Annotated in this window: 16 protein-coding genes; 4 read left to right on the top strand and 12 right to left on the bottom strand. The window is 72.5% G+C overall.

Annotated elements, in window-relative coordinates:
- Nucleotides 1–183: 183 nt before the first annotated feature.
- The 3 genes from smc to IE255_RS29430 form a co-directional block, all read right to left on the bottom strand.
- Nucleotides 184–3,789: a chromosome segregation protein SMC gene (gene smc, locus IE255_RS29440; RefSeq protein ID WP_190053424.1), complete on the bottom strand. Its 3,606-nt coding sequence runs from the start codon at nucleotides 3,787–3,789 to the stop codon at nucleotides 184–186.
- 211 nt (nucleotides 3,790–4,000) lie between these two features.
- Nucleotides 4,001–4,204: a hypothetical protein gene (locus IE255_RS29435; RefSeq protein ID WP_003993245.1), complete on the bottom strand. Its 204-nt coding sequence runs from the start codon at nucleotides 4,202–4,204 to the stop codon at nucleotides 4,001–4,003.
- 379 nt (nucleotides 4,205–4,583) lie between these two features.
- Nucleotides 4,584–4,865 carry an acylphosphatase gene (locus tag IE255_RS29430; protein ID WP_190053423.1) on the bottom strand — a complete coding sequence of 94 codons (282 nt, stop codon included), beginning with the start codon at nucleotides 4,863–4,865 and terminating at the stop codon, nucleotides 4,584–4,586.
- 161 nt (nucleotides 4,866–5,026) lie between these two features.
- Between IE255_RS29430 and IE255_RS29425 the strand changes: the two genes are divergently transcribed.
- Nucleotides 5,027–6,142: a CAP domain-containing protein gene (locus IE255_RS29425; protein ID WP_190053422.1), complete on the top strand. Its 1,116-nt coding sequence runs from the start codon at nucleotides 5,027–5,029 to the stop codon at nucleotides 6,140–6,142.
- 91 nt (nucleotides 6,143–6,233) lie between these two features.
- Entirely contained in the window at nucleotides 6,234–6,638 is a 405-nt protein-coding gene (locus IE255_RS29420; RefSeq protein WP_190053421.1) for a winged helix-turn-helix transcriptional regulator, read from the top strand.
- Here IE255_RS29420 and mutM read toward each other — a convergent pair.
- The 8 genes from mutM to recG form a co-directional block, all read right to left on the bottom strand.
- Nucleotides 6,611–7,471, bottom strand: coding sequence for a bifunctional DNA-formamidopyrimidine glycosylase/DNA-(apurinic or apyrimidinic site) lyase (gene mutM, locus IE255_RS29415; RefSeq protein ID WP_190053420.1), 861 nt, complete (start codon nucleotides 7,469–7,471; stop codon nucleotides 6,611–6,613). The two genes, IE255_RS29420 and mutM, sit on opposite strands and share 28 nt — an antisense overlap.
- Nucleotides 7,472–7,574: 103 nt before the next feature.
- Entirely contained in the window at nucleotides 7,575–8,411 is an 837-nt protein-coding gene (rnc, locus tag IE255_RS29410) for a ribonuclease III (RefSeq protein ID WP_372487571.1), read from the bottom strand.
- Nucleotides 8,412–8,430: 19 nt separating this feature from the next.
- Nucleotides 8,431–8,604: a 50S ribosomal protein L32 gene (rpmF, locus tag IE255_RS29405; protein WP_007493396.1), complete on the bottom strand. Its 174-nt coding sequence runs from the start codon at nucleotides 8,602–8,604 to the stop codon at nucleotides 8,431–8,433.
- 2 nt (nucleotides 8,605–8,606) lie between these two features.
- The gene (locus IE255_RS29400) at nucleotides 8,607–9,251 is read right to left on the bottom strand and encodes a YceD family protein (RefSeq protein WP_190053418.1); all 645 of its coding nucleotides are present in this window, start codon (nucleotides 9,249–9,251) and stop codon (nucleotides 8,607–8,609) included.
- Nucleotides 9,252–9,379: 128 nt separating this feature from the next.
- Nucleotides 9,380–10,453: a F0F1 ATP synthase subunit B gene (locus tag IE255_RS29395; RefSeq protein WP_190053417.1), complete on the bottom strand. Its 1,074-nt coding sequence runs from the start codon at nucleotides 10,451–10,453 to the stop codon at nucleotides 9,380–9,382.
- 121 nt (nucleotides 10,454–10,574) lie between these two features.
- Nucleotides 10,575–11,054 carry a pantetheine-phosphate adenylyltransferase gene (coaD, locus tag IE255_RS29390; RefSeq protein ID WP_190053545.1) on the bottom strand — a complete coding sequence of 160 codons (480 nt, stop codon included), beginning with the start codon at nucleotides 11,052–11,054 and terminating at the stop codon, nucleotides 10,575–10,577.
- Between the two features lie 26 nt (nucleotides 11,055–11,080).
- Nucleotides 11,081–11,668, bottom strand: a complete 588-nt coding sequence (gene rsmD / locus IE255_RS29385; protein WP_190053416.1) for a 16S rRNA (guanine(966)-N(2))-methyltransferase RsmD — start codon at nucleotides 11,666–11,668, stop codon at nucleotides 11,081–11,083.
- A 106-nt stretch (nucleotides 11,669–11,774) separates the two neighbouring features.
- On the bottom strand, nucleotides 11,775–14,000 hold the full coding sequence (gene recG, locus IE255_RS29380) for an ATP-dependent DNA helicase RecG (protein WP_190053415.1): 2,226 nt from the start codon (nucleotides 13,998–14,000) through the stop codon (nucleotides 11,775–11,777).
- A gap of 188 nt (nucleotides 14,001–14,188) precedes the next feature.
- Here recG and IE255_RS29375 point away from each other — a divergent pair, with 188 nt between their 5' ends.
- Both IE255_RS29375 and IE255_RS29370 read left to right on the top strand, forming a co-directional pair.
- A complete protein-coding gene (locus tag IE255_RS29375; RefSeq protein ID WP_190053544.1) occupies nucleotides 14,189–16,027 on the top strand; it encodes an HSP90 family protein in 1,839 nt (612 codons plus the stop codon).
- Entirely contained in the window at nucleotides 16,024–18,993 is a 2,970-nt protein-coding gene (locus IE255_RS29370; protein WP_190053414.1) for a tetratricopeptide repeat protein, read from the top strand. The genes IE255_RS29375 and IE255_RS29370 overlap by 4 nt, the downstream gene beginning before the upstream one ends.
- Here IE255_RS29370 and IE255_RS29365 read toward each other — a convergent pair.
- Nucleotides 18,977–20,911, bottom strand: a complete 1,935-nt coding sequence (locus IE255_RS29365; RefSeq protein ID WP_190053413.1) for a DAK2 domain-containing protein — start codon at nucleotides 20,909–20,911, stop codon at nucleotides 18,977–18,979. The two genes, IE255_RS29370 and IE255_RS29365, sit on opposite strands and share 17 nt — an antisense overlap.
- Between the last annotated feature and the right edge of the window lie 225 nt (nucleotides 20,912–21,136).

Below are 21,136 nucleotides of genomic sequence, written 5' to 3'. Positions count from 1 at the left end.
CGGCAACGCTGCCGGAGGGGGTCAGCCCTTCGAGGTGCCACCTGAAGGTACCTGAAGGTAAAAGGAACGTTGCCGAGACTATTCCTTCAAGTTTCGAAGTCAATAGGCAGGGTGGTGTGAGGTTCGGGACGCAGAGGGCTGTTTTGTGTTCACTGTTTGAAGGTAAGGCGCAGGTAGCTGGAGTCAGCGCAGACGCTGGCTGATGACCTTCGACACACCGTCGCCCTGCATGGAGACGCCGTACAGCGCGTCGGCGACCTCCATCGTGCGCTTCTGGTGGGTGATCACGATCAGCTGGGAGGCTTCCTGGAGCTCCTGCATGATCCGGATGAGCCGCTGGAGGTTGGTGTCGTCGAGGGCGGCCTCGACCTCGTCCATGACGTAGAACGGGCTGGGCCGCGCCTTGAAGATCGACACGAGCAGCGCGACGGCGGTCAGCGACCGCTCCCCGCCGGAGAGCAGCGACAGCCGCTTGACCTTCTTGCCCGGCGGGCGAGCCTCGACGTCCACGCCCGTGGTGAGCATGTTGTCGGGGTCGGTCAGCACCAGCCGCCCCTCACCGCCCGGGAACAGCCGGCTGAAGACGCCCTCGAACTCCCGTGCGGTGTCCCGGTAGGCCTCGGTGAAGACCTGCTCGACGCGCTCGTCGACCTCCTTGACGACCTGGAGCAGGTCGGCACGGGTCTTCTTCAGGTCTTCCAGCTGCTCGCTGAGGAACTGGTGGCGCTCCTCCAGCGCCGCGAACTCCTCCAGGGCGAGCGGGTTCACCTTGCCGAGCTGCTGGTAGGCACGCTCGGCTGCCTTCAGGCGCTTCTCCTGCTCGGCCCGGACGAACGGCCTCGGCCGGTTGCGCGGGTGCTCGGGGTCCTCCGGCAGCTCCTCGCCCTCGGCGGGGGGCGAGGGCGGCACGAGCTGGTGCGGTCCGTACTCCGCCACGAGCCCGGCCGGTTCCACACCCAGCTCCTCCAGCGCCTTGGTCTCCAGCTGCTCGATCCGCAGCCGCTTCTCGGCGCCGAGTACCTCACCGCGGTGGACCGAATCCGTCAGCTTGTCGAGTTCGGCCTTGAGATCGCGTCCCTCGGTGCGGGCGCGGGCGAGTTCCTGCTCGCGCCGGGCCTTGGCGGCCTCGGCGGCGGTGCGTTCCTGATCGGCGCGGGCGACGGACACCTCGACGTGCGCGAGCAGCTGCCGGGCGCCGGAGGCGACGGCTTCGGCGACGGCCGCCTCGTGCCGCAGCCGGGCCCGCCGCTGCTCGGCACGCGCGCGTGCCTCGCGTTCCGCGCGGGCGGCCCGGTCGAGGGAGTCGGCCCGCCCGGCGAGGCCCTTGACCCGTTCCTCGTGCGTACGGACCTGGAGGCGGGCCTCCATCTCGGTCTGGCGCGCGTTGGCGCCGTCGGCGGCGAGCCGGTCCCGTACGGAGGTGTCGGGCTCCTCCTCGATCGGCATCTCCTCGGCGACGGCGAGCCGCTCGGCGAGTTCCTCCACCTCCTGGAGTGCCTTGTCGAGGGCGTCCTGGGCGCGGGCCGCGGCGGCGGTGGACCGCTCGGCCTCCCCGGCCGCGCCTCGCGCCTGCCCGGCGAGGCGGCCGAGCTGCTGGGCGACGGCCGACTTCTCCCGGTCGGCGGCCCGGCGCCGCTCCCCCAGCTCCTCGACCAGCGCGGCACACTCCTTGCGCCGCTCGACGGCCGTCTGCTGGACCTCGGCCAGCTCCTCGCAGCGGACGGCCAGCTCTTCCAGCTCGGCGGCGGCCTCGTCGACGGAGGCCTGCACCTCAAGGAGACTGGGGGCGCCGGCCGATCCGCCGTGGGCGAAGTGGGCGCCGAGGAGGTCGCCTTCGGCGGTTACGGCGGTGAGGTCGGGGTGGGCGTAGACGAGGTCTTCGGCGTCTTCGAGGGTGTTGACGACGACGATGCCGTGGAGCAGCCGTCGGACGGCAGGCATCAGTTCTGAGGGGCCGCGGACCAGGTCTGCTGCGAAGGTGTGTCGTGCGTCTGCGGGACCGTCGTGGCCGGTCGCGCCCACGCGGCGGCAGCCGCATGTCTGACACAGCCCCGCGCCCCTGGGGCGAGGATCTCCTGCCAGGAGCAGAGTTGCTCGGCCTCCGTCCTGTTTGCGGAGGAGTCTGATCGCGTCTGCTGCCGACGACGGGCTCGTCACCGCGATCGCGTCCGCCGCCACTCCGAAGGCAGCCGCGAGGGCGACCTCGTAGCCGGGGGTCACCGTCAGGAGTTCTGCCGCCGGGCCGAGGAGGCCGGAGAGGCGCTCCTTCGCCGCGAGCAGTATCCCGGTGCCGTCCTTGCGGCGCAGGCCGAGCGCCAGGGCCTCGTGGCGGGCCTGGGTGGCGGCGCGCTTGCGTTCCGCCGCCGTGGTCGCCTCGCGGGCCGCCGTGAGGGCGGCCTCGGCCTCGGTGAGCTGCTGCTTCGCGGCCTCGTGCCGCTCGGCGAGTTCGGCGTCGCCGGCGTCGAGGCCGTCGACCTCGGCCTTGAGGGCCTCGTACTCCTCCTGGGCGGTGACGGCACGTTCCTGCGCCTCGTCGCGGGCGGCGGCCAGGCGTTCGATCTCGGCCTGGGCGGAGGCCGCGCGGGAGCGGGCCGCGTTGACCTGGCCGCTGAGCCGGGCCAGGCCCTCGCGGCGGTCGGCGATGGCCCGGGCGACGTCCTTCAGACGCCGCTCCTCCTGGGCCAGTGCGCGCTCCAGCTCCGCGCGGTGGGCGACCGTGTCCTCCAGGGCACGCTCGGCCGCCTCCAGGGCCGCCTCCAGCTCGGCCTCCTGCTCACGGATGCGGGCGGCCTCGCGCTCCAGGTCCTCGGGGTCGCGGCCGCGCCGCTCCTCGGGGGGCGCGGAGGTGGCGCTCTTCACGCGGGCGTCGGCCAGCGAGATCGTGCCTCGCACCCGCTCGGCGAGCTGGGAGAGCTCGTACCAGGTCTGCTGGGCCCGCTGGAGGCGCGGCATGAGCTGCCGTACCTCGTCCTCCAGGAGGGCCTCGCGCTGGAGGGCCCTGCGCAGCTCCTGCTCGGCGGCCTCCTTGCGCTCCTTCAGCGCTGCCTCGTCGGCGACCTCGGCCTGGAGAGCTTCCCGGAGCCGTACGAGGTCGTCGGCCAGGAGGCGCAGCCGGGCGTCGCGCAGGTCGGCCTGGATGACGGCGGCCCTGCGGGCGACGGCGGCCTGGCGGCCGAGGGGCTTGAGCTGGCGTCTGAGTTCGTCGGTGAGGTCCTGCACGCGCGCGAGGTTGGCCTGCATCGCGTCCAGCTTGCGCAGCGCCTTCTCCTTGCGCTTGCGGTGCTTGAGGACGCCGGCGGCCTCCTCGATGAAGGCGCGGCGGCCCATGGGGTCGGCGTGCAGGACGGAGTCGAGCTGGCCCTGCCCGACGATGACGTGCATCTCGCGGCCGATGCCGGAGTCGGAGAGCAGTTCCTGGATGTCGAGGAGGCGGCAGGTGTCGCCGTTGATCTGGTACTCGCTGCCGCCGTTGCGGAACATGATCCGCGTGATGGTGACCTCGGCGTATTCGATGGGCAGGGCCCCGTCGGAGTTGTCGATGGTCAGGGACACCTCGGCGCGGCCCAGCGGCGGGCGGCCCGTGGTGCCGGCGAAGATGACGTCCTCCATCTTGCCGCCGCGCAGCGACTTGGCGCCCTGCTCGCCCATGACCCAGCTGAGCGCGTCGACGACGTTGGACTTGCCCGAGCCGTTCGGTCCGACGACGCACGTGATCCCCGGCTCGAACCGGAGTGTGGTCGCCGAGGCGAACGACTTGAACCCGCGGAGGGTCAGGGCCTTGAGGTGCACGCCGCCGGACTCTACCGCCCGGGTTCGTCTCACTCCATGAACCCACGGTTTCGCCGCTGAACGCGCAGGGCACACCAGACGTTAAAGACGGTGAAAGGATGCGCGGGGGCAAGAAAGAAGGGACGCCTAGGGCGTCCCTTGCACTTCTGAACCGTGGCGGTTGTGACGGGCGGCCCAACCACTGCTGTGCCGATGTGGAGCGGTGCAGTGATCAGGTGAGCGCAGGCTCCGCCTGGTGTGCGTCAACGCTCTCCATGATCCTGTCGTGAGAAGCGGCAGCCGTCAGCGCCTCGTTCTCGGCCTGGATCCGTACGAGCTCGGATTCCAGGTCCTGGACGCGCTGCTGGAGCCGTCGCATCTCGGCGAGGAGTCGAGGGTCGGAGCCGCCGACGTAACCGAGAAGCGCCTTTGCCATGATGGATGGTCCTCCACAATGAGTGACCGACCGATGCGGTGTGGGTCGTGAGGGATTCGCACCCGCAGCTTGGCAGGGCCTTCAGTTGTGCTGCCGTTCAGCCATGCCAAACAGCTAAGGTGCGCGGGGTGCTTTCAGCGTCTCACCAAAAAGTTTGACGGTCAACACGATCACGCCCCGTATTGGGGGCAACCCGGGCGCACGCGGCCTGGAACGGCGGCGCGGCGGCTTCTGCGGGGCCCGTGGGGCGTGGCGATCATCCTTGCGTGTGGAGCCTGCCAAGGCAAGCGGTTCTCGGCAATCACCAGCAAGTTTCCCTCCCGGGCGGCTGCCCGCGGCCCGCTCTCGGGCGGCTCGGAGGCCGCCCGGCGGTGCGGGGTCAGCGGATGGCGAAGCCGTCGTAGCCGCCGCGAGGTGTGTCCCAGGTCTCGGTGACACCGTCCACGCGGCCGGGCGTGTCGTCACTCTGGAGCCACTCCAGCAGGCCTTCACAGCCCTCTCGCGCGCCCTCCGCGACCACTTGGACCCGGCCGTCGCCCAAATTGAGAGCAAAACCACTCAGGCCGCCGATCTCCAGGGCCTTGGCCCGGGTGAACCAGCGGAAACCCACACCTTGGACGCGTCCCCGCACCCAGGCGACCAGTCGCACATCCTCGCTCATGACTGCAACCTAACCGCCCTGTCTCGCTCCAGGCACTTCCTCCACTTGCGCCATGCGGTACCGTCCCCCCTCAACGAATCTCATATGAAACTCACACGATCGAGTGAGTTTGGTGTTGATCTCGAGGACGAGTCGACCGCCAGGACGAGGAAGGCCAGGACATGGGACGCCACCGACGCTCCGCCGCCGGCCGCGCCGCCACGGGGATCACGCAGGCCGACGGCCCCGCGGAGGGCCACGACCCGCTGCACTCCACCGCGGGAGACGCCCCGACGATGGGCATCGCGCCCTACCTGAACCCGGAGGCGTACGCCGACACCTACGCGAAGAGCGAGGCCTACCTGTTCGGGGCGGAGGCGTCCGCAGCGGGTGACCCCTACGCGGACACGGCTGCCTACCCGAGCGACGGCTTCGCTCCCGACAACGGTGCCCGCCGCGCCGGCGCGCACCGCCGCCGGAAGAAGGCCGCACGGCCGATGCGCACCGGGCTGCTCGGCGTGTCCGCCGCGGTCGCCCTCGGCACGGTCGCGGTCGCCACGGGCGCGGTGCCCGGCCTCGAGAACTACAAGCTCGGCGGAAACGGCGGCGCGGACAAGGTCCAGGCCGGGGACACGCCGACGAACACGCCGACCGAGCAGGGCGGCACCTCCGGCAGCGCCGACAGCCGGGGCGGCGCGCCCACCAGCCGGGACGCCGAGCGCTCCGTCTCGCCGTCGCCGTCCGCGTCGAAGTCGTCGGCCGCGCCAACGAAGACGCCGGAGAAGCCGGAGAAGACTCGGGAGAAGACCCCGGAGAAGAAGACTCCGGCGGCCACCCCCAGCGAGAAGCCGGACAACACGCCCTCCCGTACGGCGACGAGGGCGCCGCGGACGCCCGGGGCCTCCGCCGCCCTGTCCGGGGAGTCCGCCGCCGCTGCCCAGGTGCTCAGCCTCGTGAACGAGGAGCGGGCCAAGGTGGGGTGCAGCCCGCTCGCCGCGAACAGCGCCCTGACCGAGCTGGCTCAGAACTACAGCGAGGACATGGCCGCGCGGGGCTTCTTCGACCACACCGACCCGGAGGGCCACACGCCGTGGGACCGGGCCGAGCAGGCCGGGATATCCAACCTCGGCGGCGAGAACATAGCCCGCGGCCAGGCCGACGCCGCGGCCGTGATGGACGCCTGGATGAACAGCCCCGGCCACCGCGCCAACATCCTGAACTGCGACTTCAAGACGCTGGGCGTCGGCGTCGAGTTCGGGTCCGGCGGCCCCTGGTGGACCCAGAACTTCGGCTACTGAACCGCTGCCGGCACTCCGGCTCCTCGGTGTTGCGCTAACCCACAGTTAGTGCAATCTGTCGGTTAGCGCTGTGCTGGCGTAGGCTGGGCGTATGACCACCACCCAGGAGCCCAGGGAGGGGCTGGACGACCTCCCGTACAACGTGTTCGCCAAGGCCTGTCCCTCGCGCGGCACGCTGGAGCACGTCACGGGCCGCTGGGGCGGGCTCACGCTCGGCGCCCTGTACGAGGGCTCGCTGCGCTTCAACGAGCTGCGCCGCCGCGTCGACGGCGTCAGCGAGAAGATGCTGTCCCAGACGCTGCACGCGCTGGAACGCGACGGCCTGGTGCACCGCGAGGCACAGCCCACCAACCCGCCCCGCGTGGACTACGAACTGACACCGCTGGGGCGCGGGATCGCCGAGCGGCTGCTCAGCCTCATCCACTTCGTGGAGGGCCGGATGGACGACGTGCTCGCGGCCCGCCGGCGCTACGACGAGACGCGTGGCGCCCGCTGACACGTCGGGCAGAAGTAGCTCGACCGGTTCATCCAGGGCCGTCGGCGCATGGGCGTGCCGCAACGCCGGCACGGCAGGCCCTCGCGGCCGTACGCGTCGAGCGACCGGTCGAAGTAGCCCGACTCGCCGTTCACGTTGACGTACAGGCTGTCGAAGCTCGTGCCGCCCACCGCGAGGGCCGCGTTCATCACGTCCCGCACATGGCCCAGGAGGAGCAGCGTGCGCGGGCGTGTGAAGGTCGCGGTCGGGCGCTCGTAGTGGATGCGGGCGCGCCACAGCGCCTCGTCCGCGTAGATGTTGCCGACGCCGCTGATCAGCGACTGGTCGAGCAGGGCCCGTTTGATCGTGGACCGCTTGCGGCGCAGCGCACGGTGGAAGGCCTCGTCGTCGAAGAGCGGGTCGAGCGGGTCGCGGGCGATGTGCGCGATGACGTCGGGCAGGCCGTCGGGGGTGTTGTCGTGCAGCGACAGGCCGCCGAAGGTGCGCTGGTCGACGAACCGGAGTTCGGTGGCGAGGTCGTCGGCGAAGCGGACGCGGATGCGCAGGTGCTTCTCGTCCGGCGCCGCGTGCGGCTGGACCAGCAGCTGACCGCTCATGCCGAGGTGGGCCAGGATCGACTGGTCCGTGTCCTCCAGGGGGAGCCACAGGTACTTGCCGCGACGGCTCGGGACGCCGATGCGGTGGCCCTTCAGGCGGTGCGCGAAGTCGTCGGCGCCCGCGAGGTGGCGGCGCACCGCGCGCGGGTGCAGCACCTCGGCCTCGGCGACGGTCCGATGGGCGACCCACCGCTGAAGTCCGCGCCGTACGACCTCGACCTCGGGCAACTCGGGCATGGGGTCCCCCGTCACAAACCTTGGATGAAGCGAGCGCCCGCCCCCGGGCAGGGGCGGGCGCTCGGGTGCGCTCTGCGGCCGTCGCCCGGAGGCGGCGGTCCTGTCAGCCGTCGACGCTGCTGTCGACGGCCGTCTGGGCGGCCTGCACGGCTGCCGTCTGCGTCGCCTCGGCGGCCTTCGCCGCCTTGACGCGCTCGTCCGCCGCGGCCCGGATGGACCGCCAGGCGGACTCGGCGGCCTGCTGCTCCGCCTCCTTCTTGCTGCGGCCGGTGCCGGTGCCGTACGAGACGCCTCCGACGCGGGCGGCAGCAGTGAAGGTCTTCTCGTGGTCGGGGCCGGTCTCCGTGACCAGGTACTCGGGAACGCCGAGCCCCTCGGTCGCGGTGAGCTCCTGGAGGCTGGTCTTCCAGTCCAGGCCGGCTCCGAGGTTGGAGGACTTCTCGATCAGGGGGTCGAACAGGCGGTGCACCAGCTCCGCCGCCGAGTCCAGGCCCTGGTCGAGGTAGACCGCGCCGATCACCGCTTCGAGGGTGTCGGCGAGGATGGACGCCTTGTCCCGGCCGCCCGTGCCCTCTTCACCGCGGCCGAGCCGGATGAAGGAGCCCAGGTCGAGCCCGCGGCCCACTTCGGCGAGCGCACGCGAGTTCACCACCGCGGCCCGCAGCTTGGCCAGCTGGCCTTCGGGCAGGTCGGGGTGGGTGCGGTACAGCGTGTCCGTGACGACGAGGCCGAGGACGGAGTCCCCGAGGAACTCCAGGCGCTCGTTGGTCGGCAGACCGCCGTTCTCGTATGCGTACGACCGGTGGGTCAGTGCTCGCACCAGAAGGGCGGACTCGACCTTGTAGCCGAGCCGCCCTTCCAGAAGCGTGTGGGACGAGGCCTGGTTGTCCGCCGTTGCGCTCCCGCTCACGCGGGAGGACTTGTTCTTAGGCGTGGACACAGTGCCTCTCACCAGCCGCTCAGACCTCGAGGACCTGGCGCTTGTTGTAGGTGCCGCAAGACGGGCACGCGATGTGCTGCAGCTTGGGCTCGTGGCAGCGCTCGCACGCAACCAGGGTGGGGACCGCAGCCTTCCACTGCGACCGGCGGTGGCGCGTGTTGCTGCGCGACATCTTCCGCTTCGGAACAGCCACGGCTACTTCTCCTGCTTCTCGTCGACGCCCGCTTCGGCGCCGCTCATCTCGTCCTTCTCGCCGTCCGACATGGTGTCGGCGAGTCCCTGCAATGCCGCCCAACGGATGTCGACGGCGTCGTGGTGGTGGTCCGGGTCGTCCGCCAGCCGTGCGCCGCACTCGGCACACAGACCAGGGCAGTCTTCCTGGCACACCGGCTGCATCGGCAGTGCGAGCACCACCGCGTCACGCAGCACGGGCTCGAGGTCGAACAGGCCGTCCTCGAGGAAGAGCCTGTCCTCGTCGTCCTCGGCGTCGTCGCCCGGTTCCGCGGTCACGCGGCCCCGGTCGTCGGCGTCAGGGTACGAGAACATCTCCTGGAAGTCCGCTTCGAGCTCCTGCTCCAGCGGCTCCAGACACCTTACGCACTCCCCCTCGGCCGTGGCACGGGCGGTGCCTGTGACGAGCACCCCTTCCATGACCGACTCCAGGCGGAGTTCGAGCTCGACCGGGGCGCCTTCCGGCACTCCGATGACTCCCTTGATACCGAAGTCCTTGGGAGCGTCGACCGTGCGGGTCAGGCGCTGTAGCGCACCAGGCCGCCGGCCCAGCTCGTGCGTGTCGAACACGAGGGGGTTGCGGTGGTCGAGGCGGGCGTTCAGGGCCATTCCTGCTTTCGGTCTTCGAGCTCAGAGGGATACTGCCCTTCGGTGTTCCCGGGCAGCGTTGATCGCGGACGTACGCGCGACCGAAGAGCCAGGATACTGGACCTTTCGCCGTCGGCCCAATCCGGTGCTCAGCCGTTGCCGCGGCCCTGCTCGTAGGCCCGCAGCTGCTCGGCACTGATCATGCTGGTGTCGAACAGGCTGGTCTCGTCGAGGGCGTATCCCTGGTGGTCCTGGTGCCCCTGTTGCGGTTGCTGCGCCTGCTGCGTCTGCTGCTGGGCCTGGTTCGGGTCGTACGCGGCCTGCTGCGGGTCGTAGCCCAGGTAGCCGTAGGGATCGGCCTGGTAGCCGTACGGGTCCTGCTGGGCGGCGTAGGCCGGCTGCTGGTAGCCGCCGTAGGGGTCGGGCTGCTGCTGGTAGCCGTACGCCGGCTGCGGCTGTGCGTAGTCCTGCTGCTGGGCGGGCCGCTCGGCCGGGGGCTTCTCCTCCGCGAGGGCGGCCAGGTCGGCGAGGTAGTCGGCGTCGCTGGAGTGCTGGATGGTGCTGGTGTCGTCGGCGAGGGCGCCGAGGTCGTCGGTGGCGATCCGGCCGTGCAGCTTCTGCCGGCCGCGGCCGACGGCCTCCAGGGTCTTGGCGAGGACCGCCTCGAAGGCGCCGAGCTTGGCGTCGACGTACTCGTCGGCGGTACGGCGCTGGGTGTCCGGGTCGTGGCTGCGCTCGGGGGCGTCCTCGTCCTCGTAGCCCTGCTCGTCGGTGCCGGGGCCGGTGCCGAGGAGCTTCTCGCGGCCGCGGCCGACGGAGCCGAGGGTCTTGGTGAGGACGACCTCGAAGTTGGCGAGCTTGGAGTCGACGTAGTCGTCGGCCTCGGCGCGGATCTCCTCGGCCTCCTGGCGGGCCTCGGCGAGGATCCGGTCGGCCTCGGCCTGGGAACGGCGGGCGACCTCCGTGTCGGAGATCAGCGAGCCGCGCTCGGCGTGCGCGCTCTCGATGATCCGCTGGGCCTCCTGGCGGGCCTGCTCGACCATCTGCTCACGGCCGCCGATCAGCTCCTGGGCCTGGGCGAGGGAGCCGGGCAGCGCCGCGCGCACCTCTTCCAGCATGGAGAGCAGTTCGGCGCGGTTGACCACGCACGAGGCCGACATGGGCATGGACCGGGCGCCGGAGACCGCGGCGACGATCTCGTCGAGCTTCTTCTGCACGTCCACCGTGTGCTCGCCACTCTCTACAGATGCGTTGGAGACGGACGGGACGACTGTACGGCCATGGGGTCTTGGGGGGACACCGGGTGACGGCTTGTCAGGCTCTGGCGGGGCGCCCGGGGCGCGTTCAGTCCTTCCGCAGGCGCTCGGTGAGGGCCTGGAGGACCTCCTCGGGCACCAGGTGGGAGACGTCGCCGCCCCAGGTCGCGACCTCCTTGACCAGGGAGGACGACAGGAAGCTGTAGGTGGGGTTGGTGGGGATGAAGAGGGTCTCCACGCCCGAGAGGCCGTTGTTCATCTGGGCCATCTGCAGCTCGTAGTCGAAGTCGCTGACCGCGCGCAGGCCCTTGACGATGGCGGGGATGTCGCGCTGCTTGCAGAAGTCGACGAGCAGGCCGTGGAAGGCCTCGACGCGGACGTTTCCGTACTCGGCGGTGACCCGGCGGATCAGGTCGATCCGTTCCTCGATCTCGAACAGGCCCTTCTTGGCCTGGTTGATCATCACCGCGACGTAGACCTCGTCGTACAGCCTGGAGGCGCGGGAGATGATGTCGAGGTGTCCGTTGGTGATCGGGTCGAACGACCCGGGACAGACGGCGCGGCGCACTTGTGATCCCTCGCTCTCCGGTCCGGTCATCGTGCGTCTTCGCACGTAGAGGCGGCGCGACCGTACCAAAACGTTCCCTCGCCGTAGCGACGGGCCCGCAGGGGTTCGAAACCCTCGGGCCATCGGAATTCGCCGCCTCTGGTGCTGCGCTCCACGGTGACGAGGGCTTCTTCGGCGAGCCACCCTTCCGAGCGGAGTGTGAGCAGGATCTCGCGAAGATCGTCGTCCGTGACGGCGTACGGCGGGTCGAGGAAGACGAGGTCGTACGGGTCGCCGGGGGGTGGGGTGCGGATGATCTGTTCCGCTTTGCCTGATCTGACCTCGGCGCCGGGGAGGCCGAGGTTCTTCACGTTCTCGCGGACCGCGCGGACGGCTTTGGCGTCGGCCTCTACGAGGAGGGCGTGGCCGGCGCCGCGGGAGAGGGCCTCCAGGCCTACGGCTCCTGAGCCCGCGTAGAGGTCGAGGACGCGTTCGCCTTGCAGGGGGCCGCCGAGGAGGGACTGCCAGGTGGAGAAGAGGCCCTCGCGGGCGCGGTCCGAGGTGGGGCGGGTGCCGGTGCCGGGGGGTACTGCCAGGCGGCGTCCGCCGGCTGTGCCGGCGATCACGCGGGTCATCTGTGGTCCTTGGTTGTGGGCGGCTTCAGGTATCAGTGTGGCTGGTCGCGCCCGCGCGGCGGTAGCCGCATATGGACTACAGACCGCGCCCCTTAGTTGGCATCACTCAGCCCTTTTCCAGGTACTGCTCCCTTTCCTCGTCCAAGAGGGCGTCCAGGGCCGTGCGCAGTGCGGGGAGGTGGGTCAGCTCCGGGTCCTTGGCCACCACCGCCGTCGCCTCCTCCCTCGCCTCCGCGATGATCTCCTCGTCCTCGATGACGGCGAGGACCTTGAGGGAGGTCCGGGCACCGGACTGGGCCTGGCCGAGGACGTCGCCCTCCCGGCGTTGTTCGAGGTCGATGCGGGAGAGTTCGAAGCCGTCGAGGGTGGCGGCGACCGCGTTGAGGCGCTGGCGGGCGGGGCTGGCCTCGGGCATCTCGGTGACCAGGAGGCAGAGGCCGGGGGCTGAGCCACGGCCTACCCGGCCGCGCAGCTGGTGGAGCTGGGAGACGCCGAAGCGGTCGGCGTCCATGATCACCATGGCGGTGGCGTTCGGGACGTTCACGCCGACCTCGATGACTGTCGTGGCGACCAGGACGTCGGTCTCGCCGGCGGCGAAGCGGCGCATGACGGCGTCCTTGTCGTCGGGGTGCATGCGGCCGTGCAGGACCTCCACCCTGAGGCCTTGGAGCGGTCCCTTGGCCAGTTGGTCGGCCACGTCGAGGACCGCGAGCGGCGGGCGCTTCTCGGCGTCCTCGGGGGACTCCGGGGACTTCTTCTTGCCGGCCTTCTTCGGGTCCTCCTCCTCGTCGCCGATGCGCGGGCAGACGACGTACGCCTGGTGGCCGTTGGACACCTCCTCGCGGACCCGCTCCCACGCGCGGGCCAGGAAGTGGGGCTTGTCGGCGGCCGGGACGACATGGCTGGCGATCGGGGAGCGGCCGGCCGGGAGCTGGTCGAGGACGGAGGTCTCCAGGTCGCCGAAGACGGTCATGGCGACCGTGCGCGGGATGGGCGTGGCCGTCATGACCAGCAGATGCGGGGGCTGCTTGCCCTTGCCGCGCAGGGCGTCGCGCTGCTCGACGCCGAAGCGGTGCTGTTCGTCGACGACGACGAGGCCCAGGTCGTGGAACTGCACCTTGTCCTCGATCAGCGCGTGCGTGCCGATGACGATGCCGGCCTCGCCGGTGGTGAGGTCGAGCAGGGCCTGGCGGCGGGCGGCCATGCCCATGGAGCCGGTGAGCAGCACGACCTTGGTGCCCTGCTCGGCCCCGCCGAGCATGCCGCCCTCGGCCAGTTCGCCCATCATCTCGACGATGGACCGGTGGTGCTGCTGGGCGAGCACTTCGGTGGGCGCGAGCATGGCGGCCTGGCCGCCGGCGTCGACCACGGCGAGCATGGCGCGCAGGGCGACCATCGTCTTCCCGCTTCCGACCTCCCCCTGGAGCAGCCGGTGCATCGGGTGCTCGGTCGCCAGGTCGTCGAAGATCTCCCGGGAGACCCGCTGCTGGCCGTCGGTGAGGGTGAAGGGGAGGCGGGCGTCGAAGGCCGTGAGGAGGCCGTCCGGGGTGGGCTTGCGGGGGACCGCCGGGAGTTGGGCGTCCGCGTGGCGGCGGCGGGCGAGGGCGACCTGGAGGACGAACGCCTCGTCCCACTTGAGGCGGGAGCGGGCGTCCTCGATGTCGGCCTTGGTGTGCGGGCGGTGGATCTTGAGGAGGGCCTCGGGGAGGGGGACCAGGCCGCGGCCCCGGCGCAGCGAGTCCGGGAGCGGGTCGGTGGCCTCCTGGGCGGTGGGCAGGACCGTCTGGATCGCCTTGCCGATCTTCCAGGACTCCAGCTTGGCGGTGGCCGGGTAGATGGGGATCAGGGCGCCGGCCCAGGTCTCCACGGACTCCTCCGGGTCGCCGCGCAGCAACTCGTAGGCCGGGTGGGCGAGTTGGAGCCGGCGGTTGAAGACGGAGACCTTGCCCGCGAACATCGCGCGCGTGCCCGGCAGGAGCTCCTTGTGGGGCTTGTGAACGCCGTTGCCGAAGAAGACCAGTTGGAGCCGGCCGCTGCCGTCCGTGATCGTGACCTCCAGGCGCTGGCCCTTGCCGCGCGGGGTCCTGGCGGAGGCGAAGGTGTGCAGGCGGGCGTCGGCGACCTGGGCGACCACCGTGACGTGCTCGTCCATGGGGAGGTCGGCGAGATGGGTGAGCTGGCCGCGCTCCTCGTATCTGCGCGGGTAGTGGTGGAGGAGGTCTCCGACGGTGAGCAGGCCGAGGTGCTCGGCCATCACCTTCGCGGTGGCGGGGCCGAGCACCGACTTCAGCGGTTGTCGCAGGGGTTCTTCCAGTGCGGGCACGAGATCCATTGCACACCACGCCACTGACAATGGCGCCCCGGCCACGGCGGAGGTCGCCGTATACATCCCGGAAAGCCCTGGTCAGACCGCTGGTTGGAGCCTTAGGATGACGCGCCCCCGGCCCTTCCTCGCGGTCACCGCCTCACCGGGACCGCCCGACCCCGCGCCGTCGAGAGTCCCCCACCGGCGCCGTGATGATGGACTCCCAGATCTCACAGGCATCCCAGGCACCCCACTCACCTCCATCACCTCATACGTTCCAGGTCGACCTGCGTGGTCTGGTGGACCTGCTCTCCCACCACCTCTACTCCAGTCCCAAGGTGTATCTGCGGGAGCTGCTCCAGAACGCCGTGGACGCCATCACGGCCCGACGCGCGGACGAGCCCGGCGCCCCGGCCCGGGTGCGGCTGTACGCGGCGGGCGGGACCCTGCGCGTCGAGGACACCGGCGTGGGGCTCACCGAGGCGGACGTGCACAGCCTGCTGGCCACGATCGGGCGCAGTTCCAAGCGGGCCGAGGGGCTTCAGGAGGCCAGGTCCGACTTCCTCGGGCAGTTCGGCATCGGCCTGCTGGCGTGTTTCGTCGTCGCCGAGCGGATCCGGGTCGTCAGCCGCAGCGCCCGTACGCCCGGGGCGCCGCCGGTGGAGTGGACGGCGTCCGACGACGGTTCGTACACCGTGCGGACGCTGCCGGACGCCGAGCGGCCCGAACCGGGCACGACCGTGCATCTGGTGGCCCGGGCGGGGGCCGCGGAGTGGCTCGCGCCGGAGCGGGTCGAGGCGCTGGCCCGGGACTTCGGGTCGCTGCTGCCGTACGACGTCCGGGTGGGCGACGAGGCGGTCACCGACCTGCCCGCGCCCTGGGACCGGCCGTATCCGAGCCCGGCCACCCGCCGCGTCGCCCTCGCCCGGCACTGCCACGACCTGTTCGGCTTCACCCCGCTGGACACGATCGACCTGGCCGTGCCGCTGGCCGGCGTACGCGGGGTGGCGTACGTGCTGCCGTCGGCGGTCAGCCCGGCCCAGCGCGCCGGTCACCGCGTGCACCTCAAGGGCATGCTGCTGACCGAGCGGGCCGAACAGCTGCTGCCCGACTGGGCGTTCTTCGTGCGCTGCGTGCTCGACACGGACAGCCTGCGGCCCACGGCCTCGCGCGAGTCGCTCTACGAGGACGAGACGCTGGCCGCCGTACGGGAGGCACTGGGCGAAAGGATCCGCGCGTGGCTGACGGGCCTGGCGGCCGGTGATCCGGAGCGGCTGGCGGCGTTCCTGTCGGTGCACTACTTGGGCGTGAAGTCGCTGGCCCGGCACGACCGGGAGATGCTGCGCACGATGCTGCCGTGGCTGCCCTTCGAGACGACCGACGGGCGGCTGTCCCTGGAGGAGTTCGCGCAGCGGCACCCGGTGGTGCACTTCACGCGGACCGTCGAGGAGTACCGGCAGGTCGCGCCGATCGCGTCCGCGCAGGGCATCGGCGTGGTCAACGGCGGCTACACGTACGACAGCGAGCTGGTTCAGGCGCTGCCGTCGGTGCGGCCGGGAACGGTGGTCGCCGAGCTGGACGCGGACACGGTGACCGCGCATCTGGACGCGGTCGACCCGGCCGAGGAGCTGGCCCTGTCCGGCTTCCTGGCGGCCGCGCGGGCCCGGCTCGACCCGCTGGGCTGTGACGTGGTGCTGCGGGCCTTCCACCCGCTCTCCGTGCCCGCGCTGCACCTCGACGACCGGGAGGCCCGGCACGAACAGGCCCGGGCGGACGCCGAGGCGCGGGCCGACGACCTGTGGGCGGGCATCCTCGGCTCCCTGCGGGGCAGCGCCCCCCGCGCGCGTCTGGTGCTCAACCACCTCAACCCGCTCGTCCGGCGGATCAGCGCGCTGCCCGACCCGGAGCTGATCGGCACCGCCACGGAGTCGCTGTACGGGCAGGCGCTGCTGATGGCGCAGCGGCCGCTCCGGCCGGCCGACTCGGCGCTGCTAAACCGGGCGTTCATCGGCCTCCTGGAGTGGGCCACGCACAGCGAGGACGGTCGGGCATGAGCGAGATCACGGACTTCGACGCCCTGCGCGGGGCGATGGCGGAGAACGCCGAGCAGCCGGAGGGACCGGCCCGCAACGCGCGCGCGGAGGAACTGCTGGCCGCGGCCGAGAAGCTGAACATCCCGCTCGCCGTGATCGAGGCGCTCGGACACCAGCTGAAGGTCTACAACTACAGCTCCGAGAAGGGGAAGATGTTCGTCCCCTTCGCGCGGCTGCTGCGCATGTGGGACGAACGGCCCGAGGACTTCGACGAGTACGAGACGCACTCGCTGCACTGGGTCTTCAAGTGGGTGTCGTCCGGCATGCTCGACCAGCCGCACATCCCGCTCGCCTCGATCGAGAAGTGGCTCGGCGAGATGGAGCACCGCTACCGGCTCGCCGGGTACTCCGAGCGGGCCGTGCGCAGCGCCGAGCACAGCGTGGCCGCGCATGTCGGGGACGTGGCGCGGGCGGAGCGGGCGTACGCCGCGTGGCTGGCGGCCGACCGGGACGCCATGGCCGACTGCCACGCGTGCGAACTGCACGGGCAGGGCTGGTGGCAGGCCGAGCTGGGCCGGGACTCGGAAGCGCTTGAGCTGTGGCGGCCGGTGCTGCAGGGCGAGTACGCCTGCGCCCATGAGCCGCACACGGCCCTCGCGTCCTCCCTGGTGCCGCTGCTGCGGCTGGGCCGCCAGGACGAGGCCCGGGCCAACCACCTGCGGGGCTTCCGGCTCGTGCGGGCCATGGAGAGCATGCGGGGCGCGTACGCGGAACACGTGGAGTTCTGCGCGCTGACCGGCAACGAGGCGCGGGGGCTCGAACTGCTCGCGGAGCGGCCGGCGTACTTCACGGACGACGGGCATCCGCAGAGCAAGCTGGAGTTCATGAGCGTGGTGGCCCTGCTCATGGACCGGCTGACCGCGCTCGGTCTGGGCGAGCGGCAGGTGCCCGGCCCGGCCGGGCGGGAGTGGACCGCCCGCGAACTGGCCGCACACGCGCGTGCGGAGGCCCTCGCGCTGGCGGCGCGCTTCGACGAGCGCAACGGCACGGCCTACGTCAGTGAGCGGGCACGCGCGCGTATGGCGCAGGAGCCGCTGGTGGAGCGGCTGCCGCTGGGGGTGCGGTCGGTACGGCCGGTCCCGCCGCCCGCTCCCCCGGTGGTCGCGGCCCCCGTCGCCGGCCGGCCGGATCTGCCCGCGCTGCTGGCCGAGGCGCGGCGGCTGTCGGGCACCCTGCGGCCGGGTGCCGTGGAGGCGTGGGCGGCGGCCGCCCGGGCCGCGGAGGGCGTCGAGCTGGACCCGCGCGACCGGGCGGAGATGGCCGACCATGAGGCGATGGCGCTCGGCCCGGAGGGCGCCGCGCTCTTCGAACGGGCCGCCGGGCTCTACGCCGAGGCGGGCGATCCGGGCGAGGCCCTGGCGGCACGCACGCGTGCGGCGTACGTACGCGCGCTGGCCGGTGAGGTGGACGAGGCGGTCGCGGCCGTGGCCGGCCCGTACGAGGAGATCCTCGCGCTGCGTGCCGCCGGCGGCACGGGGATACGGCAGACGGCGTCGGTCCTGATGGGACGGGCCCGGATCCTGATGCGCCGGGCGCACGAGGAGCCCGGGTCGGACGCGGTGCGCGCCGAGGCGGAAGCCGCCGTCCGGGAGGTCCTGGCGCTCGTCGACGGGCGGACCGGGGAGGACGTACGGCTGGCCGCGCGGGCCGCCGAGGCCCAGGCGATGCTCGCCGAGCCGGCGGGACTGGCCGGGGACCTGAAGACGGCGGCGGAGCTGTTCGCGCGGGGCGCGGCGGCGTTCGTCGCGGCGGGGCTGCCCTGGTTCGCGGTGGAGTACGAGGCCCGGCTGGCCTCCCTGGCCCACCACCTCGGCGACACGGCCGAGGCGGAGCGGGCGCTGCGGGCGGCCCTGGAGCACGGCGGCGCCGAGCTGGAGGCGCCCGGGCGGGCCCAGCTGCACCTTCAGCTCGCAGAGGTGGCCGGCGGCCGGGACGATGCCGTGGAGGCCGCCGAGCACGCCCTGGAGGCCGCGCACTGGGCCGACGAGGCGGGCGAGGGCGCGACGCTGGGCGCCTGGGCGCGGCAGCAGCTCGGCGGGTTCCTGCTGCGGCAGGGGCGGTGGGCCGAGGCCGCGGAGGTGCTGGAGTCGGCGCTGCCCGATCTGACCGCCGAGACGCACGGCGACGGGGCGGTCGTGCAGACGCAGTGGTGGCTCGGCGACTGCCTGAGCGAACTGGGCGAGCACCGCGCTGCCGCCGAACGGCGCCTCCAGGCGGCCGAGATCGCCCGGCACTGGCCCGAGCAGCACGACCACGCGACCCTCGCCCACCTGGCCGGGGAGTCCCTCGGGCAGGCCGGGCTGGCCGCCGAGGCGGACCAGGCCTACGCCCGCGCGGGCGCCCTGTGGCGCGAACTCGGCAACGTCCACGGGCTGGTCCGCTCCCTGCGCGCCCGGGCCTGGCTGGCGCTGCGCGCGCAGGACGGGTTGGCGGAGGCCCGGGCTCTGATGGCGGAGGCGGTCCGGGAGTGCGAGGCGGCGCGGGAGACGGCCCCCGACGAGGAGTCCCGGGACCAACTCGTCGCCGAACTCGGCCACACGCACGGGCAGTTCGGCGACCTGCTGGCCCGGTCCGTCGCCGAGGGTCTGGAAGAGGAGGCGGTCCTGGCCGTGTTGGAGGAGGCCCTGTCCCAAGTCGTCCGGTCGGCGGAGGTGTTCGCCTCCCTCGGGGCGGACGCGCTGCACAGCCGTACCGGAGCCGAACTCGCCGCAGGCCGGCTGGAGGCCGACCTGGGCCGGTCCGCCGACGCGGTGGCACGCGCGCGTGGCGTACTCGCGGCCTACGAGGGACACGGCGACGACGAAAACGGCGACGAGGAGACCGGGGACAGCGAGGACGTGCGGGCCCGGCGCGCGGAGGCCGAGCAGCTGCTCCGGCTCCTGGCGGACCGGCCGGACGGAGGCTCAGGCCCTACTCCACTCCGATGAGCAGCAGGGATCCTTGCCGTCCGCCCCGGTACACGACGGTGTCGACGGCGAGGTACCCCTCGCGGACCCGGCCCTCCAGGTGCTCGGCGATGGCGTCGGGGGCCTCGTCGCCGAGTACCAGGGTGACCATCTCGCCCCCGGCCGCGAGCATGCGGTCCAGGACGGTCTCGGCGGTCGCTGTGACATCCGAGCCGATCACGGCCACGTCGCCGTCGATCAGGCCCAGGACATCCCCGGCCTGGCAGATGCCGGCCATCGTCCAGGACTGGCGTTCGGCGACGGTGACCTCGGCGTAGCGGGTCGCTCCGGCGGCCGACGTCATCGACACGACGTCCTCGTCGAAGCGGCGCTCCGGCTCGTGCACGGCCAGGGCCGCGATGCCCTGGACCGCCGACCGGGTCGGGATGAGGGCGACCCGGATGCCCTCCGTGCGGGCCTGCTCGGCCGCCGCCGCGGCGGTGTGGCGCAGCTCGGCGTCGTTGGGCAGCAGCACGACCTCGCGCGCGTGGGCCCGCCGTACGGCCTGGACGAGCTCGCCGCTCGCGGGCGGCTCTCCAGGTCGGGCGAGCACGGTGGTCGCGCCGGCTTCGGTGTACAGCCCGGCCAGCCCCTCCCCGGGCACGACTGCCACGACGGCCCGCTGGGCGCGCTCCCGGGGCGGCCGCTCGGCACCGGTGGTGTGCACGTCACCGGCGCCGAAGTGGGTGATGCGGATCCGGTACGGCCGCCCGGCCTCGATGCCGGCCTCCACGGCGGCGCCCGCGTCGTCGACATGGACGTGGACGTTCCACAGCCCGTCGCCGCCGACCACGACGAGGGAGTCCCCGAGGGCGTCGAGCCGCTCCCGCAGCCGTGTGACGGCCGCGTCCTCGGCCTCCAGGAGGTAGATCACCTCGAAGGCGGGCCCGTCCCGGCCGGGCCCGGCGGCACCATCGGCGCACTCGCCCGCGTCACCGGGCTGCGCCCCCTCGACCGGCCCGGGAGGCACGTCCGAGGGCGGCCCGTCCGCCTGTCCGGGCACCACGGGCGCGTGCGACCCCACGGGGCCGTCGGGCACCACAGGTACATGCGAACCCACAGGGCCTGCGGGCGCCACAGGTGCATGTGACCTTTCGGGGCCGTCGGGCGGTGCCACGCGCGCGTGCGCCGCCGCTGGCCCCTCCAGCGCCACGCCTCCAGACATCCCGGCCTCGGTCACGACCGTCGTGCCCGCCACCCCCGCCCCGGCTCGCACGGCACTCGTGATCACCGCCCGCGGCCTCTCCCCCGTGAACGTCTCCACCAGCGCCCCGAGCACCGCCACCAGCCCCCGCCCGCCGGCGTCGACCACCCCGGCGCGCTCCAGGACGGGCAGCAGGCCCGGGGTCGCGGCGAGGGCGGCGCGGGCACCGTCGTAGGCGGCCCGGGCCACCGTCCCGCAGTCGCCCTCGGCGTCGCCCGCGGCGTCGGCGGCGGCCGAGGCGACCGTGAGGACGGTGCCCTCGACGGGGTGGGCCACGGCCTGGCGGGCGGAGTCGGCCGCGTGCCGCAGGGCGAGCCGCAGGCCCTGGCCGTCGGCGCGCGCGGTCGCGTCGTCGGCCAGCACCTGGGCCATGCCGCGCAGCAGCTGGGCGAGGATGGTCCCGGAGTTCCCGCGGGCCCCGATGAGCGCGCCGTGCGCCATCGCCCGGACGGTGTCGGAGAGCGTGGGCCGCTCCTCCGGGCCGGAGCCCGCCGCGTGCCCCGCGAACACCGCCTCGACGGCCGCGACCGCCGACTCCACCGTCAGGTACAGGTTCGTGCCGGTGTCCCCGTCCGCCACGGGATACACGTTGATCGCGTCGATCTCCTCACGCGCCCGCCCCAGCGTCTCGAGCGCGAGACCGCACCAGGTGCGCACCGCGAGAGCATCGAGGAATGTCTGCGGCACCTGCGCCACTGCGCCTCCCTGAGCTGCTGGACGTGGCAGGCAGCGTAGACCCCGAGACGGTGTCCACCGGAAGAGGGCCGGGGACGGGCCCCTGAGCTGCCATGGTAGTTTCGCTCTACGGGTGCAGCCGTTGTATGCTGCTCCGGTTGCCCGATCTGATCGGGCCTTCCCCCTGGCAGCGCCACTCAGATCTCGACCGGCTCCTGGAGCCCCAAGATCTCGATCCCGGCATGC

Origin of the sequence: Streptomyces lomondensis (assembly GCF_014651035.1) — a bacterium.
GTDB classification, from domain to species: domain Bacteria; phylum Actinomycetota; class Actinomycetes; order Streptomycetales; family Streptomycetaceae; genus Streptomyces; species Streptomyces lomondensis.
The sequence above is the reverse complement of the archived record's forward strand: the minus strand, read 5'-3'. Positions and strand labels throughout refer to the sequence as shown.